The sequence below is a fragment of the Tolumonas osonensis genome, from assembly GCF_014202415.1.
GTDB classification, from domain to species: Bacteria; Pseudomonadota; Gammaproteobacteria; order Enterobacterales; family Aeromonadaceae; genus Tolumonas; species Tolumonas osonensis.
Window position 1 is genome coordinate 239,397 of record NZ_JACHGR010000007.1, and the last position, 17,602, is coordinate 256,998.

Below are 17,602 nucleotides of genomic sequence, written 5' to 3' on the forward strand. Positions count from 1 at the left end.
GATGAATATCCGCTGCCCTTTGTTTTTTCAGCCAGTTAAAACTACTGACGCGCTTCAAGCATCAGACGCTTCATTTCCGCCACGGCTTCCGGCAAACCGGTAAATACAGCCCGACCGATAATCGCATGGCCAATATTCAGTTCAATCATCTCCGGGATCGCAGCGATAGCCTGCACGTTCTGATAATGCAGACCATGGCCGGCATTCACTTTCAGACCTTTTTGCGAGGCATAGGCTGCGGCTTCGGTAATACGGGCTAATTCTTCCAGCTGTGCTTCTTCTGTTTCAGCATCAGCATAGCGTCCGGTATGGATCTCGATATAAGGCGCACCGGCTGCAACGGCTGCATCAATCTGAACATGGTCGGCATCAATAAACAGCGAAACCTTTGTCCCGACAGCTGTAAGCCGATTGACCGCATCCTGGATCCGGTCAACCTGAGAGGCGACATCCAAACCACCTTCTGTTGTGACTTCCTGACGCTTTTCAGGAACCAGACACACAAACTGAGGCTTGATGCGACAGGCAATGGACACCATCTCTTCGGTAACGGCCATTTCCAGGTTCATGCGCGTTTTGATTGTCTGGCGCAGAATTTCAACATCGCGGTCCGTGATATGACGGCGATCTTCACGCAAATGCACAGTAATTCCCTCTGCGCCTGCCTGTTCTGCCAGTGCCGCAGCAAATACAGGATCCGGATATGCGGTGCCACGGGCGTTACGCAGTGTAGCTACGTGATCAATATTCACACCCAATAAAATCTTGCTCACTCTGATCTCCTTGCTATAAATGCAGAATAAAGCTCCCTGCTTTTCAGGGGTCGATTACCTAATAATGCAGCAAACGCCTGACGGCTGAAACGACGGGCTGCAGCTAAAATATTTTCATCAGAAAAGTCTTGTTCCGATATTCCGATTATTTCCCTGCCAGAAAAAACGGAATGGTTACATAATGCCGTTGTGACAAAACCGGCTTCAGGTTCATAACGATAAAAACAAGCCGGATCAATAGGCAAGCCGCTATCTGCAGCGTAACAAAAATCCGAGCCATAGCCTAATTGCTGCAGCAGCAACAGTTCAAATTGTCTTAACAGCGGCGAAACCAATTCTTGCTGATTTGATAGCGCCAGTAATGTCTGAAAATAACTGCTGAACAATCCGGGATATTCGGCATCAGGTTCCAGTAAATAATACAGCAATTCATTCAGATACAAGCCACTGAACAACCTCTCCCCCTGCAATACAATTTGTGCACTGCGAGCCTCAAGTTGCGATAGTGTTTTCAGACTACTGTTGCCGCTATAGCAAATATGCAGAGGTAAAAAGGGCTGTAACAGCCCCTTTACAGAGGATCGGGAAGAACGGGAGCCTTTGGCAACAACAGAGATTTTCCCCATTGAGGCAACAAACAGATCCACCAGTTGACTGGTTTCCCGGTATGGACGGGTGTGCAAAACAAAAGCCGGTAATAACTCCGGCTCAGTCATCACCATAACCTAAGCTACGCAAGGCGCGTTCATCATCGGCCCAGCCGGATTTCACTTTCACCCACAGTTCCAGGAAAACGCGTTGTCCAAACAGGCGCTCCATATCCATGCGAGCCTCAGTACCGATAACCTTGAGTTTCTCACCCTTGTTACCGATCACCATTTTTTTCTGGCCTTCACGCTCAACCAGGATCAGCGCATTAATATGGAATAAACCATCTTCTTCCACTTTGAAACGTTCAATCTCAACCGTGACTGAGTAGGGTAACTCCTCGCCCATGAAGCGCATCAATTTTTCACGCACAATCTCCGATGCCATAAAGCGGGAGCTGCGATCTGTAATATAATCTTCCGGGAAATAGTGTTGGCCTTCAGGTAACAGCTGACGGGCCATTTCACGGATCTTGTCGACATTGGTACCTTTGGTCGCTGAGATCGGCAGGATCTCAGCAAAATTGCCTTTTTGTGCCAACCATTGCAGATGAGGTAATAACACCTCTTTATCCTTGATGTTATCGACCTTGTTAACCGCCAGAACAACCGGACAACGGACATGACGCAGCTTGTTCAGCACCATCTCATCGTCATCCGTCCATTGTGTGCCATCGACGACAAAAACCACCATCTCGACATCACCCAAGGAGCTGGTCGCGGCCCGGTTCATTAACCGGTTAATGGCGCGCTTTTCTTCAATATGCAGACCCGGTGTATCCACAAATACCGTCTGGTAAGCACCTTGAGTATCAATGCCCAGGATACGGTGACGAGTTGTCTGTGGCTTCCGAGAGGTAATACTGACTTTCTGCCCCAATAATTTATTGAGCAAGGTCGATTTACCCACATTCGGCCGGCCTACAATTGCAACAAAGCCACAGTAGGTTTTTTCTTCGGTCATGCTAATTGCTCCAGTGCTTTTTCAGCAGCGGCCTGTTCGGCCTTTCTGCGGCTGGAACCAATACCTACGAACGCAGCCTCAACATCATCAATAACACACTCAACCGTAAACTGTTGATTATGTGCTTCACCTTTAACATCCGTTACAGCATAAGTTGGTAGCGGACGACGACGCCCCTGCAAAAATTCTTGCAGACGTGTTTTTGGATCCTTCTGCTCAACGCCAGGACGAATAGAATCTAACCGTTCGTTATACCAGTTCAGCAATAACGTCCTGATCCCTTCCAGATTAGTATCCAGATAAATAGCACCGATCAGGGCTTCCACGGTATCAGCCAGAATAGATTCCCGCCGGTACCCGCCGCTTTTCAGTTCCCCAGGTCCCAGAATGAGGTAATCCCCCAACACAAACTCCCGCGCCAGTTCAGCCAGTGTTTTTTCACGGACCAGAGTCGCTCTCATGCGGCTCATATCTCCCTCACTGACATTCGGGAAACGATGGTAAAGCACCTCGGCGATCACCAGACTTAATATAGAATCACCTAAAAACTCCAGGCGTTCATTATGACGAGAGCCTGCGCTACGATGTGTAACAGCCCGAATTAATAAATCCTTATTCTGAAACTGATAGCCGAGCTTTTTCTCTAAGCGAGATAACTTATCATTCACTGAATACTGCCTATACGATTAAAACGAACACCGGTCGGAATCCATTTAGGCACAGAACTGCCCTCCGGGTGATCGAATTCAAAACTCATCCAGATAGCAACCGCTTTTCCAACCAGATTTCGTTCTGGTACGAATCCCCAGAAGCGGCTATCCAGACTGTTATCGCGGTTATCTCCCATTGCAAAATAATGTCCTTCCGGCACAACCCACTCACCAACAGACTGGCCTGGTTGCTGGTAATACTGACCCACTCGATCCGGAATATAATTATTTAACAGAATTTCATGACGCAGGGTTGTCGCCAGTTTCTCAGAATAACGCTCCAAAGGCATATTTAGCTGAGAAAATGTTCCGCTTTCAATAAACTCAGCGTCAATTTTCTTTAGCTGAGGACAAACTTTACTATCGTGACAGGCTGGCTGCAGGTAAAGCTCTTTGTTGCGGAAAACGACCCTGTCTCCAGGCAATCCAATAATACGTTTTATGTAGTCAACACGCGGATTTTCGGGATATTTAAATACAACGACATCACCACGCTGCGGATGGCTGGTTTCAATCAGCGTTCTGTTGGTCACCGGTTCTTTCAATCCATAAACGTACTTGTTTACCAGAATGAAATCCCCTTCCAATAATGTAGGCATCATAGAACCTGAAGGGATCTGAAAAGGCTCATATAAAAATGAACGCAAAACCAGCACCGCAGCAATAACCGGGAATATACCTTTGCACTGCTCCACCCAGACGGGCTCGGTCATTAATTTCTCGATAGCCTCTGCCGTCAACGGAGCCTGTGCTGCGGCCTGCGCCCGACGGGCTTTAGCGGCCCGGAAACGGACCAGAACCCAATGATCCAGCAACCAGACAAGGCCTGTCACCGCAGTGACAGTAACCAGAATCAGAGCAAAAGTATTAGCCATTAATTAATTATCCTTTCCGACATGCAGAATAGCCAGGAATGCTTCTTGCGGAACATCAACCCGGCCCAGCGACTTCATGCGCTTTTTACCTTCCTTCTGCTTATTCAGCAGTTTTTTCTTACGGCTGACGTCACCACCATAACATTTAGCCAATACGTCTTTACGCATCGCTTTTACCGTACTACGGGCAATAATATGGTTACCAATTGCAGCCTGAATAGCAATATCAAACATCTGACGAGGGATCAGCTCCCGCATTTTTTCCACCAGCAGACGACCGCGAGTTTGAGCATTATCACGGTGCGTAATGATTGCCAATGCATCAACACGTTCACCATTGATCATTATATCCAAACGAACCATATCCGCTTCCTGGAAGCGTTTAAATGAATAATCCAGAGAAGCATAACCACGACTGGTCGATTTCAGGCGGTCAAAGAAATCCAGAACAACTTCAGCCATCGGAATCTCATACGTCAGTGCAATCTGGTTTCCGTGATACACCATGTTGGTCTGTACACCACGTTTCTCAATACATAACGTGATCACATTACCCAGATACTCCTGCGGCACCAGAATATTACATTCCGCAATAGGTTCTCTCAGTTCCTGGATACTGGTAACAGCAGGCAAGCGGGCCGGACTGTCAATATGAATCGTTGAGCCGTCCGTCTGCACGATTTCATATACTACGGTTGGTGCAGTCGTGATCAGGTCCAGGTCGTATTCACGTTCCAGGCGCTCCTGAATGATTTCCATGTGCAGCATACCCAGGAAACCACAACGGAAACCAAATCCTAACGCAGCGGAGTTTTCTGGTTCATAGAACAGTGACGCATCATTCAGTGACAACTTTTCCAGAGCATCACGGAAGGCTTCATAATCATCAGAAGAAATCGGGAACAGACCCGCATAAACCTGAGGTTTAACCTTTTTAAAACCGGGCAAGGCCGCATCAGCCCCATTTTTGGCATGCGTTAAAGTATCACCGACCGGTGCGCCGTGAATATCTTTGATACCGCAGACAACCCAACCTACTTCACCACAGGTCAGTTCAGTTGTGTCTTTTTGTTTCGGCGTAAAGATACCTAACCGATCAACACCCCAGGTCTGACCGGTACTCATTACTTTGATCTTATCGTTCTTTTTCAGGCTGCCATTTTTAATTCGCACCAGCGACACAACACCCAGGTAGTCATCAAACCAGGAGTCAATAATCAACGCTTGCAGAGGCGCATCCGGATCGCCAACCGGTGCAGGAATCTTTTTAACAATATCTTCCAGTACGTCATTAACACCCAAACCTGTCTTGGCCGAACAACGGACTGCATCCACCGCATCAATACCAACGATATCTTCAATTTCTTCAGCGACACGTTCTGGTTCGGCTTGTGGCAAATCGATTTTATTCAGAACCGGAACTACTTCCAGGTTCATTTCCATTGCGGTATAGCAGTTAGCCAAAGTCTGCGCTTCAACCCCCTGCCCGGCATCAACTACCAGCAATGCGCCCTCACAGGCAGCCAGGGAGCGCGACACCTCATAGGAAAAGTCTACGTGGCCCGGTGTATCGATGAAGTTTAATTGATAGGTTTCACCATCTTTGGCCTTATAGTTCAGCGTAACACTCTGTGCCTTGATCGTGATGCCACGTTCACGTTCAAGATCCATTGAGTCAAGAACCTGTTCCTGCATTTCACGTTCGGATAGACCGCCGCAGATCTGAATCAAGCGGTCTGACAAAGTCGACTTACCATGGTCGATGTGGGCAATAATAGAGAAGTTACGAATATTCTTCATGAGGTCTTAGTTATCTGATGGCATGTAATTAACGACAATTTGGACGGGATTTTACTGGATTAGCGGCGGCAGAGCTATGATTACTATCGACTGATTGCACACACGCCCGGAATGAGCATGGTGCAATAACAAATCATTCAATGGCAAGGGGTCTGTACTGTCTGAACAACAGGAATGGTTATACCGAGAATCACGGGTTTATAATCATTATCTGTTAATCTGGCTGACCTGATACGCATCAGCATAAATCCGGCATAACCTCCAAGCACAGCACCTGCTATCGCCGGCCATTCTTCTCCCGGAACGGAAAAAATCTGACCGATAACCGCGCCTGACATAATAAAAAACAAGGGTAAAATATAAACCAGCAAAGCCCCCTTCAGCAGCCCCTTTTCAGGGATACCAATTCTGACCTGCTGACCAACTTCCAGCGGAAGAGAACATGCAATATCAATGATGCGATCTGAATGTTCCTGTTCTTCCTCATGCCCGGAACTGATACCACAGCTTGATTGATGCTGACAATGACCACATGCTGATTTACGTTGATATTCAACACTGACATAACCAGACTTAGTAGCTACAACGGTAGCAATAGCTTCGATCATTGACTATTCCTCTATCGATTCATCTCAATAGTCTCTGCTATCTGTCGCAAACTAGGCAAAGGCAATTCACCAACCACAGTCAGAATGACACCATCGTTCCGGTTAACACTCAGAATAGAGGTCGCGCCATGCATTGCGATTTGTTCCGTTTCCCGACCAGCCGGTTTAGCGTTTGCCCGGGAAATATAGACAGAAACATCCACCAGACCATCACTAAGCATAAAGTAGTCCATTAATTCGTCACTACCGATTAATTTATGCTGATCGGATGATTTTGCTGCAAACCCTGGTGGTACCCAGCCAAGCTTCCACTGATGAGATGGCGGCTCTGCACGATAAATATCCCGGCTGGTTTCCGCAGGAGGAACATTCATAGCGGCAAGCGTCTTAATATTTGAAGAATGTTCGGATAAAAAGCGGAAATCAATGCCCAAATACTGCTCAACCGGATTTCCTTGCGCATCATTCACATCCAGTCGTAACAAAATACCCGTTTTTTGTTCTAACCAGAGGATAAAGCTATATTTACTGTCATCTTTGGCCGTCAAACGAACTGATTGTGCTACCTGACCAGCAATCCGGCTCTTGCCCATACTGACTACGTCATAAAACTTAAGTAAGGTTTCCGGAGAACAACTCATCATTGCAAACCACAAGCCCGGTAATCTGGACTCCTGCAACGTATATGACACTTGTGCAGATTCTGCGAATGTGACTTGTTTGTTTTTTCCCAGATATTCAACAAGTCGTCCACTCAATGTCAATAAATGCGTTATCTCGGTACGGTTATTCCAACCATGAGTCAAACGTAATGGCTCAATGTTGTTTTGTAGTATATGCACCATCACCAACTCAAAATTGTTGTGATGATAACCACGTTGCATCTGAAATAACAAAGCCTCTGCTGAGGGTTCAGCGGAGGCTTTAGTTACCAACGAGCCAATAAGAAGGAATGCTAAAACTATACGATGCATCAAAATTTAATTACCGCTCAGCAGGTGATAAACGTTGTTGTAACTGGTGATCCTGAATATAGCGAGCAATACGCTGACGGTGTTCCTGAAGTTGTTGCTCTGTCATGGCTGAAGACTGTTGTTGAGCATCATGAACCCGTCCTGTATTGAAGTTAATACTGACCGGGATAGCCGAACCACCAACAGGAACTGTATTTAATACCGGAGTTTGTTTAATACCAGCCAAAGCATCATCTTCTTGCTGATATTGCTGAATACCCACAAGAACAGCGACAGCAACAGAAGCCGCAATACCATATTGCCCGGCAACCTGAATAAACTGTTTCACACTTGGTTTGACCAAAGAGAACAGTGAACGACGAGGTTTAGGCGCTAAAATAGTGGGTTCTTGTTCCAGAGCATCGGCGATACGCTGTGACAAATCGAGATCCAACTGTTCCGGTAATTCATCACGTAATGCATCACCGATCAAATGATAACGCTCCCAGGCAGCAGATGCCGAAGGATCTTCTGATAATGCCTTTAGCGCCTGCTCAGAATGCAACTGATTATCCATCAGCGCTGAAATGCGTTCTTTTGATGTTGTCATATTAACCCGTTACTCCATTTCAAAGCAGGATAATCCTAATCTATTCCCTGCAGTACGGCCTTAAGACGATTATCAATAAACTCCCGGGCACGAAAGATACGAGAACGAACAGTGCCAACCGGACATCCAATAATTTCGGCGATCTCTTCGTAACTCAAGCCCTCAAGTTCCCGCAACGTAATGACCGTTCGCAAATCCTCAGGTAATGACTGCAAAGCATCCATTACGGTTTGCCGAACCTGATCAGATGACAGTAACCGTTCAGGACTTGCGATATCACGCAATGCTTCACCTGAGTCATATTGTTCTGCATCAATAATATCAACATCTACCCCTGGTGGACGGCGGCCATTTGAGACCAGGTAATTCTTTGCCGTATTCACTGCGATACGATACAGCCAAGTATAAAAAGCACTGTCATTTCTGAATGAAGGCAAGAAACGATAAGCACTTATAAACACTTCCTGAACCACATCAGCAATATCACCAGAATTACTGACATACCGACTTACCAGATTCATTATCTTCCGCTGATATTTGGTAACCAGCAGATTAAATGCCTGTTTATCGCCCCGTTGCACTCGTTCAACTAATTGTTGATCGATCTCTATATCGCTATCGCTCATATCGACGCCGATTTCCTCCCTATTCGCATTATCGGCCCGAAGTAGCGCACTTAATCAGACAACATTTTTAGAGAAAAGTTCTATTCTCGACAAAAAAACGTGATCCGGGCTGTACCTGAGCATCAGTTGGGCTAGTATAAAGCTTTAATCATCAAGGCCAATGATACTTATGAAACAGAATGTTGAATACTCCTGCGATGTTTTGATCATTGGCAGTGGTGCCGCAGGCCTCACTTTGGCGTTACGCTTGGCTGATCATGCCAAAGTGGTGGTATTGAGCAAAGGACCCTTGAGCGAAGGGGCTACCTATTATGCCCAGGGAGGCATCGCTGCTGTTGCTGAAGAAACAGATAGCGTGGAGTCGCACGTCAACGACACATTAAATGCTGGTGCCGGTTTATGCGATAAATCTATTGTTGAATTTACAGCTCAGAATGCAAAAGAGTCGATTGACTGGTTGATCCAGCAAGGTGTTCCTTTTGATAAAGAGGAAGGCAAATCGGAAGACGGTGAACCGGCATACCATCTGACCCGTGAAGGTGGACACAGCCACCGCCGGATATTCCACTCAGCCGATTCTACCGGTAAGTATGTTGAAATCACCTTGGTTGACCGTGTCAGACAACATCCGAACATCCAATTAATGGAGCGTTTCAATGCTGTCGACCTTATTACCACCAGAAAACTGGGCATTCCGGGCAACCGGGTATTAGGTGCCTATATCTGGAACCGGACTAAAGAACAGGTCGAAACAGTCAGAGCACGATTTGTCGCACTGGCAACAGGCGGTGCATCTAAAGTTTATCAATATACCTCCAATCCTGATGTCAGTTCCGGAGATGGTATTGCCATGGCATGGCGAGCAGGTTGCCGTGTGGCAAACATGGAATTTAACCAGTTTCATCCAACCACTCTGTTTCACCCCGATGATCGTAACTTCCTGCTGACTGAAGCATTACGTGGTGAAGGCGCATTACTGAAACGGCCTGATGGTTCGCGTTTCATGCCTGAATTCGATTCGCGGGCTGAGCTCGCTCCGCGTGACATCGTAGCCCGGGCCATCGACTATGAAATGAAGCGTCTTGGCGCTGACTGTATGTTCCTGGATATCAGCCATAAACCTGCAGATTTCGTCCGCAAACATTTCCCGACTATCTATGAACGTTGTCTGAAACTGGGAATTGATATCACCAGACAACCTATCCCAGTTGTTCCGGCTGCTCACTATACGTGCGGCGGAGTAATGAGTGATAAATTCGGTCAGACTGATATCCCGGGTCTTTATGCAATCGGAGAAGTATCTTATACCGGTCTGCATGGTGCTAATCGCATGGCATCTAACTCTATACTGGAATGTATCGTTTTCGCGCAATCAGCGGCAAAAGATATCGAAGCTCGTTTGCCAATGAGCAGTATGCCACCATCATTACCGGCATGGGATGAAAGTCAGGTATCAAACTCAGACGAAGAAGTTGTTATCCAGCACAACTGGCATGAATTACGGCTATTCATGTGGGACTACGTGGGAATAGTTCGCACGAATAAACGATTGGAACGCGCCAAACGCCGTATTGATCTGCTCAAGCAGGAAGTCCATGAGTATTATGCAAACTTCCGCGTTTCAAACAATTTACTCGAATTGCGTAATTTGCTGCAGGTTGCTGAACTGATGGTACGTTCCGCTATGGCACGCAAAGAGTCCCGGGGATTACATTACAACCTGGATTACCCTGAGCAACAGGATAATCCGGTACCAACAATTCTGATTCCTGGTGACTACTAAGTCCGCATAGCGATCCGCCGGGCAATCCGGCGGTATTCCGCTTCATCCATACTGTCAGAGAATAACCACAAATGTGTTGTTTTTTCCCCTTGTAACACAAGCCAGATAAAGCCATAGCCAACCTTAGACGTCGGAGTAATATGATAAAATTTCCCGTCTATAAAGACTTCATCACCACGCATTTCAAAAACAAACCGACGGTGATAGGCATGGTACAAAGACCAGAAAAAAGAACATCCCCACAAAATAAAAAACATCAGCCACAGATGACCATGCAGACTTATCCATGCCAGCCACCCAAGAATGATATGACCAATCAGCAGAAATAACTGGTGGTGATGTGATGGTTCAACCCGAATGACGTGCCTGATGTTTTTCACGAATCACTCCCAATATAGGCTGTAATGATAGATCTGACGGAACCTCTGAACGTAACAGACAATAAAACAACTCCAGATCAGAGCATTCGAGCACACGCCGGAAATCATCCTGTAGTGACTCAGAAAGCCCTGTGTAATCATGTTCAAGAAAAGGAGCCAGGATCGTATCCAACTCCAGCATCCCTCGGCGACAAGCCCAGCGTAGTCTTGACAATTCAACACTCATATCATGATTTCCTCTGATAATCTCAGCAATATCAGCTGACAAATAATAGTCTGTTATTTACCATGAATTACCATCCCTAAGTGGAAAAACCATGATGAATGAAAGACTTTTATTTCCTTCTGAGCCTAGTGTATATCATTTGAATGATATAGCAGTGATCCGTCTGGAAGGTCCGGATGCCATCAAATATCTGCACGGTCAAGTTACCTGCGACGTCACGGCATTAGCCCCGGGGCAAAGTACTTTGGGCGCACACTGTACCCCGAAAGGAAAAGTGCTGGCCATATTCAGACTAGTCAGACGTGAACAGGATCTGCTACTGATTTATAAAAAAGAACTGACAGACATACAGTTAGCCGAGTTTAAGAAATATGCTGTTTTTTCTAAAGTAAGCATTACAGACATCAGCGAGCAATATCATGTCACCGGGATAGCGGGTACTGGCACCGATAACTGGCTGAACAATACTGTCCACGGCAACGCAAATGAAATAAAACTGCAAGTAGCCGCCGATCGCTGGTTGATGCTGAGTGAAAAGCAACCCCCTTTGACACTCTCTTTGCCTGAACAACCCGCTGCAGACTGGTATGGACTGGATATTCTGGATGGTATCCCTCAGCTAAGTAAACGCACTCAGGCAGAATTCATACCACAGGCGCTTAATTTACAAGCCTTGCATGCGATTAGCTTCACAAAGGGCTGTTATACAGGACAAGAAATAATAGCCCGCGCCAAATACCGGGGAGCCAATAACCGGGCACTGTTCATTCTGCAAGGTCATTCCGCTAAACCAGTTACAACAGATACTGTGCTGGAACGTCAGATCGGTGAGCAATGGAGAGGAACTGGTACAATTCTGGATGTCTGGCAAAAACAGGAGCAGGTCTTACTTTCTGTTGTGCTGGCATCAGATACACAACATGACAGCCTTTTCCGGGTAGAAAATGATCCCGACACCAATTTTACTATAATTCCACTACCTTATCCCTTAGATTAAAATCTTTGTTCCGGTTATCCCACTTAACCGGAACAGGCCCCCCCTTTTACTCCACTTATCTCAGTCTTATGAATAAGTCGAAGAACACAGGGGATTACAAACAAACACTTATGTTACAATTTGTTTCAAACAAAAATAATGTGAAACAATTAAAAAGAAAAAGAAATGTTTAAATATATAAAAACACAATAGGTATAATAGGTTACATATTAATTTGTATTGTTGCTCTGGTAATAAATAAGAAACAATCATCTATGTGATCTATATTTTATTTCCATGTTTATTCCCTTCTGAGAAGAATTAATTCAACTATCATTATCTTCGTTGAAATACACAGAATATAACGAGTGGTTTCTTTAAATCGAAACCCGTGTAGTTCAATTCATTAATAGGACGCACACTCCTCAGGAGCTCACTAATATGAAAAATTTGTTCGCAAGTCTTCAACAAGTCGGTAAGGCACTGATGCTGCCTGTATCCGTACTGCCCGTAGCAGGTATTCTGCTGGGTGTCGGTGCGGCTAAATTCAGCATTCTGCCTGCCACCCTGTCATCTGTTATGGAACAAGCAGGTGGTGCGGTATTCGGTAACATGGCATTGCTGTTTGCAATCGGTGTAGCATTAGGCTTTACCAAAAACGACGGTGTTGCTGGTCTGGCTGCTGCTGTTGGTTACTTCATTCTGACTAAAACTGTTACTGTAGTTGCCCCTCTGCTGGCTGGCTTAGACCCTGCCGCTGCTGATTTCGCAGCTCAGGCAGATAAAGTATCAAACGTTGGTGTACTGGGCGGCGTTATTGCCGGCGGTATCGCTGCGTACATGTTCAACCGTTTCTATCGTATTCAGTTACCTGAGTATCTGGGTTTCTTTGCCGGTAAACGTTTCGTTCCGTTGTCAACCGGTATTGTAGCTATTGCAGCTGGTGTTGTGCTGGCCTTCATTTGGCCTCCAATCGGTGGTGCTATCAAAGCATTCTCTCACTGGGCGGCATATCAAAACCCTGCGCTGGCTTTCGGTATCTACGGCGTTGTAGAACGCTCGCTGATCCCGTTCGGTCTGCATCATATCTGGAATGCGCCATTCTTCTTCGAAGTAGGTGAATACACTAACGCAGCTGGTCAGGTATTCCATGGTGAAATCGCTCGCTACATCGCTGGTGACGCGACCGCAGGTAACCTGGCTGGTGGCTACATGTTCAAAATGTACGGTCTGCCTGCTGCAGCTATCGCTATGTGGCACACAGCAAAACCAGAAAACCGTGCAAAAATCGGCGGTATTATGATTTCAGCTGCGCTGACTTCATTCCTGACCGGTATTACTGAGCCAATCGAATTCGCCTTCCTGTTCGTTGCACCAGTACTGTACGCGATTCATGCTCTGCTGGCTGGTTCTGCCTTCATCGTGATGATCCTGCTGGGCATGAAACATGGTACTACCTTCTCTCACGGGTTGATTGACTTCCTGGTACTGTTCTCTCAGTCTTCTAAAGGCTGGATGTTCCCGGTTATCGGTCTGATCTACGCAGCCATTTACTACACCGTGTTCCGTGTAGCAATCACTGCACTGGATCTGAAAACCCCTGGTCGTGAAGAAGAATCTTCTGAAGAAACAGCGTTGTCAGGTTCAGAAATGGCTGGTGAACTGGTTCATGCATTCGGTGGTAAAGAAAACATTACCAACCTGGATGCTTGCATCACTCGTCTGCGTGTTACAGTGAAAGACGTATCTAAAGTAGACCAGGCTAAACTGAAATCTCTGGGTGCTGCAGGTGTTGTTGTCGCAGGCTCCGGTATTCAGGCTATCTTCGGCACCAAATCAGACAATTTGAAAACTGATATGGACCACTGGATTCACTCAAACTAAATTAAATAAGAAACTACGGTTTCCATTTTAACCCCTCTTCGGAGGGGTTTTTTATTCCCAAAATGCAATACATAAAATATCCAATAGCTTCGGGAGCATAAAACTTTGGGTGTTTTGGGTTTTATTTTAAATATTATTTTTCGAAAGAAAGCCTCATAAAAACACAGGCAAAACCTTCATACAAAAGAAAAAACCACAGAAAACCCGTTACATTTACTTTCGATATGAAGCGTTTTGTAAGAATAAAGAATAAAAAGAAACAGCAGGAAACCATTAAACAGTTTATTAATAATAACTTACATCCCTCTCTATTGCCTTTTCTTGGCTTGGCATTGAAAATAATTATTGAGATCAATGCTTCGTTTTTCACCAATATCGCACTCGCTCGATGTTCTGGTCACATGCAACGATCGAAATCAAAGTTTGACGATAATAAAAAATTCTGGTTTCCCTATCAATACACTCATCAGGAGTTTCTAAATGAGTAATGCGTTTGCAAATTTGCAAAAAGTCGGTAAATCGCTGATGTTACCGGTTTCCGTATTGCCAGTAGCAGGTATTCTGCTTGGCGTCGGTTCCGCCAATTTTAGCTGGTTGCCCGCGGTAGTTTCACAAGTTATGGCTCAGGCTGGTGGTGCCGTATTTGGTAATATGGCTCTTATTTTCGCTATTGGTGTCGCTTTAGGCTTTACCAATAATGATGGTGTAGCTGCATTGGCTGCGACTGTAGGTTATGCCATCCTGACCAAAACCATGACCGTAGCAGCACCATTTATTGCTGGCCTGGATCCTTCAGCAGCTGACTATGCGGTACAAGTAGAACACATGTCCAATACCGGTGTTCTGGGCGGTATTATTGCTGGTGCGATCGCCGCATTTATGTTCAACCGCTTCTATCGTATTCAGTTACCTGAATATCTGGGGTTCTTTGCCGGCAAACGTTTTGTACCAATCATTACCGGTTTCTCCGTCATTATTGCTGCGGTAATTTTGTCTTTCATTTGGCCTCCGGTAGGACATGCCATTGATTTGTTCTCACAATGGGCTGCATACCAGAACCCTACACTGGCATTTGGTATCTATGGTCTTGTTGAACGTTCACTGGTGCCTTTCGGTCTGCATCATATCTGGAACGTACCATTCCAGATGCAGGTAGGCTCATTCACTAATGCCGCTGGCCAAGTATTCCATGGCGATATTCCTCGTTTTATCGCTGGCGATCCAACTGCTGGTAAACTGGCTGGTGGTTTCCTGTTCAAAATGTACGGTCTGCCTGCTGCCGCTATTGCGATCTGGCACAGTGCTAAGCCAGAGAACCGCGCTAAAGTTGGCGGTATTATGATCTCTGCTGCACTGACTTCATTCCTGACCGGTATTACAGAACCAATTGAATTCTCATTCATGTTTGTTGCACCGGTATTGTATGCAATTCATGCTGTGCTGGCAGGTTTGGCATTTGTAGCATGTATCGCTCTGAATATGAGTGCAGGCACCAGCTTCTCTCATGGTCTGATTGATTTCCTGGTTCTGAGTGTTCTGGGTAACAAAGGTAGTAACCTGATCATGTTCCCACTGATCGGTCTGTGCTACGCAGCTGTCTACTACACCGTATTCCGTGCAGTTATTAAATTCCTGAATCTGAAAACACCAGGTCGTGAAGAAGAATCAGCTGAAGACAAAGCTTTATCTGGTTCTGAGCTGGCAGGAGAATTGGTTCATGCATTCGGCGGTAAAGACAACATCACTAACCTGGATGCATGCATCACACGCTTACGCGTTAGTGTGAAAAGCACAGAGAATGTTAACCAATCCAAACTGAAGTCTTTAGGTGCTGCCGGCGTAGTAATTGCGGGCACTGGTGTACAGGCAATTTTTGGCACCAAATCCGACAACCTGAAAACCGATATGGATCAGTGGATAAAAGCAAACTAATTCTGTTTAGCTATTTTAATCCGTTATCTAAACCCCTCGCCTTGTCGAGGGGTTTATTTTATCTAATAACAACGAATTACTCAGTTATACCGAGCAATTCCAACTAGCTAACTGAATTGACGGTTTCTATCTTAAGGATAGGATGTTACGTGTATATAACCTTCAAGGATAAAGATATGCGTAAACTTTTCTCCATGCTTACCATTTTTTCTCTTGTATTCAGCATTTCATTATTCTCTGAACATGCTGAAGCAAGAAAGTTTGGTGGCAGTAAATCATTTGGCCGAAGCTATAAAACGGCTCCCGCACAACCGACACAAACAGCAACAAACACAACAAATCCAACATTAAACAAACAAGCCCAGCCTAATAAAAGCGGTTTGATGGGTGGACTGCTTGGCGGATTACTTGCTGGCGGCTTATTTGCCTGGTTATTAGGAAGTGGCGCATTTGAAGGTTTACAAATCTTCGATATTCTCCTGATGGCTGGTGTTGCATTCCTTATTTTCCGTTTCCTGCGAAGCCGAAAAACAATCACAGCAGCAGGACCACAACCTGCCTATAGTATTATGCCGTACCAGACCAAGCAAAATGTCGAACCAGAATCTCTGCAACCAGGATATGCAACCAGCGGATCTTTCACATCTTCAGCAGATGCTATACCGTTTGATTTGCCTGCTGGCTTTGATATCCCTGCGTTCATAAAAGGCGCGTGTGATCATTACCGAACGTTGCAAACTGCATGGAATGATAATGATTTTTCAAAAATACAGGAATATGTTACACCCGAGTTATTCAATGAACTTAAACAGGAACGAGCAAACTATTCTGGCGAACAACATACTGAAGTCATGTTTGTGAGTGCGGAATTAGTTCGGGCTGAACGAAAAACTAATTTGGCCCAAGTGAGTGTTTTATTTAAAGGCCGCTACCGTGACGTAGTAGAAGGCATTGAAGAGGATATCAACGAAGTGTGGCATCTGGAACGCGATCTAATCGTAACAAATGCACCATGGTTGATTGTCGGTATAGAAAATAACTGATACACCAATATCTATTCTATCTATCTTGTATTACTGAATAGTAAAAACGCGCTGGAGAAATTCAGCGCGTTTTTTATTTTTAACTGAAAAATACAACTTATGGATATGACTTCGCCTTTTGTCATTCTACCGAGACCAAGAAATAACATATTGTTTTATAAATAAATATTTTATTTTTATGAGTGAATAATCTTCGTCAGTTCAAGCTGCCATTTATGATTTACTGTGCCAGCTTGACCAAAGCAACTGGCTTATGACCACGAAAATCCAGCATAAACTCGTAGGTTCCGGCTTGTTCCGGCGTAAATTTCAATTCATCCAGATAACTATAAGCCCGAACAGGCAAAGGTCTATTTAAGCTTAATGCTGCATCATCAATAGCCGTGCCATAATTCATAGAAGGATTCCATTGGGCATCAGCAAATTTAAAATGGTATGTTTTTCCTGCTTCAGGAAGGTTCGCTTTTACACTGAATAAACGAGTAGATGTTTGTTGAACTTTATATTCAGGAAGAGCATCCCAATTAGTCATATCTCCACGGAGAAACAGCACAGAGCCGGAAGAAACACGATCCTGAATATCATGTTGATTTGACTGAGAACTACAGCCTACGATCAATACACCAGCGATTAATGATATTACCAGCCTCATGCCCGCATCCTTACTCTGAGAAATATATTGGCTGAATTATAACAACTAATTGATTGATAAAATTAAAAAAAGAAAAACAAAAAGCCCTGAGCAGTTGCTCAGGGCTTTATTCTTTTCAATGGTGCTGATACCCAGAGTCGAACTGGGGACCTCACCCTTA

General features: G+C 45.2%; 18 protein-coding genes. 5 read left to right on the forward strand and 13 right to left on the reverse strand.

Features of this window, described 5'->3' with window-relative positions; translation table 11 throughout:
* Positions 1-41: 41 nt before the first annotated feature.
* From pdxJ to rpoE, 10 genes are all read right to left on the reverse strand, one after another.
* Complete coding sequence (pdxJ, locus tag HNR75_RS11495) at positions 42-773, reverse strand: pyridoxine 5'-phosphate synthase (protein ID WP_188027113.1); 732 nt, start codon at positions 771-773, stop codon at positions 42-44.
* A complete protein-coding gene (recO, locus tag HNR75_RS11500; RefSeq protein WP_188027114.1) occupies positions 770-1,489 on the reverse strand; it encodes a DNA repair protein RecO in 720 nt (239 codons plus the stop codon). Before recO ends, pdxJ begins: the two co-directional genes overlap by 4 nt.
* On the reverse strand, positions 1,482-2,384 hold the full coding sequence (gene era, locus HNR75_RS11505; protein WP_188027115.1) for a GTPase Era: 903 nt from the start codon (positions 2,382-2,384) through the stop codon (positions 1,482-1,484). Before era ends, recO begins: the two co-directional genes overlap by 8 nt.
* Positions 2,381-3,052, reverse strand: coding sequence for a ribonuclease III (gene rnc / locus HNR75_RS11510; protein ID WP_188027116.1), 672 nt, complete (start codon positions 3,050-3,052; stop codon positions 2,381-2,383). The genes era and rnc overlap by 4 nt, the downstream gene beginning before the upstream one ends.
* The gene (gene lepB / locus HNR75_RS11515) at positions 3,049-3,969 is read right to left on the reverse strand and encodes a signal peptidase I (RefSeq protein WP_188027117.1); all 921 of its coding nucleotides are present in this window, start codon (positions 3,967-3,969) and stop codon (positions 3,049-3,051) included. The genes rnc and lepB overlap by 4 nt, the downstream gene beginning before the upstream one ends.
* A 3-nt stretch (positions 3,970-3,972) precedes the next feature.
* On the reverse strand, positions 3,973-5,769 hold the full coding sequence (gene lepA / locus HNR75_RS11520; protein WP_188027118.1) for a translation elongation factor 4: 1,797 nt from the start codon (positions 5,767-5,769) through the stop codon (positions 3,973-3,975).
* Between the two features lie 137 nt (positions 5,770-5,906).
* On the reverse strand, positions 5,907-6,377 hold the full coding sequence (locus HNR75_RS11525) for a SoxR reducing system RseC family protein (RefSeq protein ID WP_188027119.1): 471 nt from the start codon (positions 6,375-6,377) through the stop codon (positions 5,907-5,909).
* Between the two features lie 11 nt (positions 6,378-6,388).
* Positions 6,389-7,351, reverse strand: a complete 963-nt coding sequence (locus tag HNR75_RS11530) for a MucB/RseB C-terminal domain-containing protein (protein WP_188027120.1) — start codon at positions 7,349-7,351, stop codon at positions 6,389-6,391.
* A gap of 10 nt (positions 7,352-7,361) precedes the next feature.
* Positions 7,362-7,940, reverse strand: a complete 579-nt coding sequence (locus tag HNR75_RS11535; RefSeq protein WP_188027121.1) for a sigma-E factor negative regulatory protein — start codon at positions 7,938-7,940, stop codon at positions 7,362-7,364.
* Positions 7,941-7,975: 35 nt separating this feature from the next.
* Complete coding sequence (gene rpoE, locus HNR75_RS11540; protein WP_188027122.1) at positions 7,976-8,566, reverse strand: RNA polymerase sigma factor RpoE; 591 nt, start codon at positions 8,564-8,566, stop codon at positions 7,976-7,978.
* Between the two features lie 169 nt (positions 8,567-8,735).
* On the opposite strand from rpoE, the gene nadB reads away from it, so the two are divergent.
* Positions 8,736-10,349: an L-aspartate oxidase gene (gene nadB, locus HNR75_RS11545; RefSeq protein ID WP_188027123.1), complete on the forward strand. Its 1,614-nt coding sequence runs from the start codon at positions 8,736-8,738 to the stop codon at positions 10,347-10,349.
* On the opposite strand, the gene HNR75_RS11550 is transcribed toward nadB, so the two are convergent.
* Positions 10,346-10,729, reverse strand: a complete 384-nt coding sequence (locus HNR75_RS11550) for a protein YgfX (RefSeq protein WP_188027124.1) — start codon at positions 10,727-10,729, stop codon at positions 10,346-10,348. The two genes, nadB and HNR75_RS11550, sit on opposite strands and share 4 nt — an antisense overlap.
* Complete coding sequence (locus HNR75_RS11555) at positions 10,698-10,955, reverse strand: succinate dehydrogenase assembly factor 2 (RefSeq protein ID WP_188027125.1); 258 nt, start codon at positions 10,953-10,955, stop codon at positions 10,698-10,700. The genes HNR75_RS11550 and HNR75_RS11555 overlap by 32 nt, the downstream gene beginning before the upstream one ends.
* 91 nt (positions 10,956-11,046) lie before the next feature.
* Between HNR75_RS11555 and ygfZ the strand changes: the two genes are divergently transcribed.
* The 4 genes from ygfZ (at position 11,047) to HNR75_RS11575 (ending at position 16,790) form a co-directional block, all read left to right on the forward strand.
* Complete coding sequence (gene ygfZ / locus HNR75_RS11560) at positions 11,047-11,952, forward strand: tRNA-modifying protein YgfZ (protein WP_188027126.1); 906 nt, start codon at positions 11,047-11,049, stop codon at positions 11,950-11,952.
* 420 nt (positions 11,953-12,372) lie between these two features.
* Positions 12,373-13,815, forward strand: coding sequence for a PTS glucose transporter subunit IIBC (ptsG, locus tag HNR75_RS11565; protein ID WP_188027127.1), 1,443 nt, complete (start codon positions 12,373-12,375; stop codon positions 13,813-13,815).
* Between the two features lie 480 nt (positions 13,816-14,295).
* Complete coding sequence (gene ptsG / locus HNR75_RS11570) at positions 14,296-15,747, forward strand: PTS glucose transporter subunit IIBC (protein ID WP_188027128.1); 1,452 nt, start codon at positions 14,296-14,298, stop codon at positions 15,745-15,747.
* 176 nt (positions 15,748-15,923) lie between these two features.
* Positions 15,924-16,790 (forward strand): Tim44 domain-containing protein, encoded by an 867-nt coding sequence (locus tag HNR75_RS11575; RefSeq protein WP_188027129.1) that lies wholly within the window; start codon positions 15,924-15,926, stop codon positions 16,788-16,790.
* A gap of 220 nt (positions 16,791-17,010) precedes the next feature.
* On the opposite strand, the gene HNR75_RS11580 is transcribed toward HNR75_RS11575, so the two are convergent.
* The gene (locus HNR75_RS11580; RefSeq protein ID WP_188027130.1) at positions 17,011-17,442 is read right to left on the reverse strand and encodes an early set domain-containing protein; all 432 of its coding nucleotides are present in this window, start codon (positions 17,440-17,442) and stop codon (positions 17,011-17,013) included.
* Between the last annotated feature and the right edge of the window lie 160 nt (positions 17,443-17,602).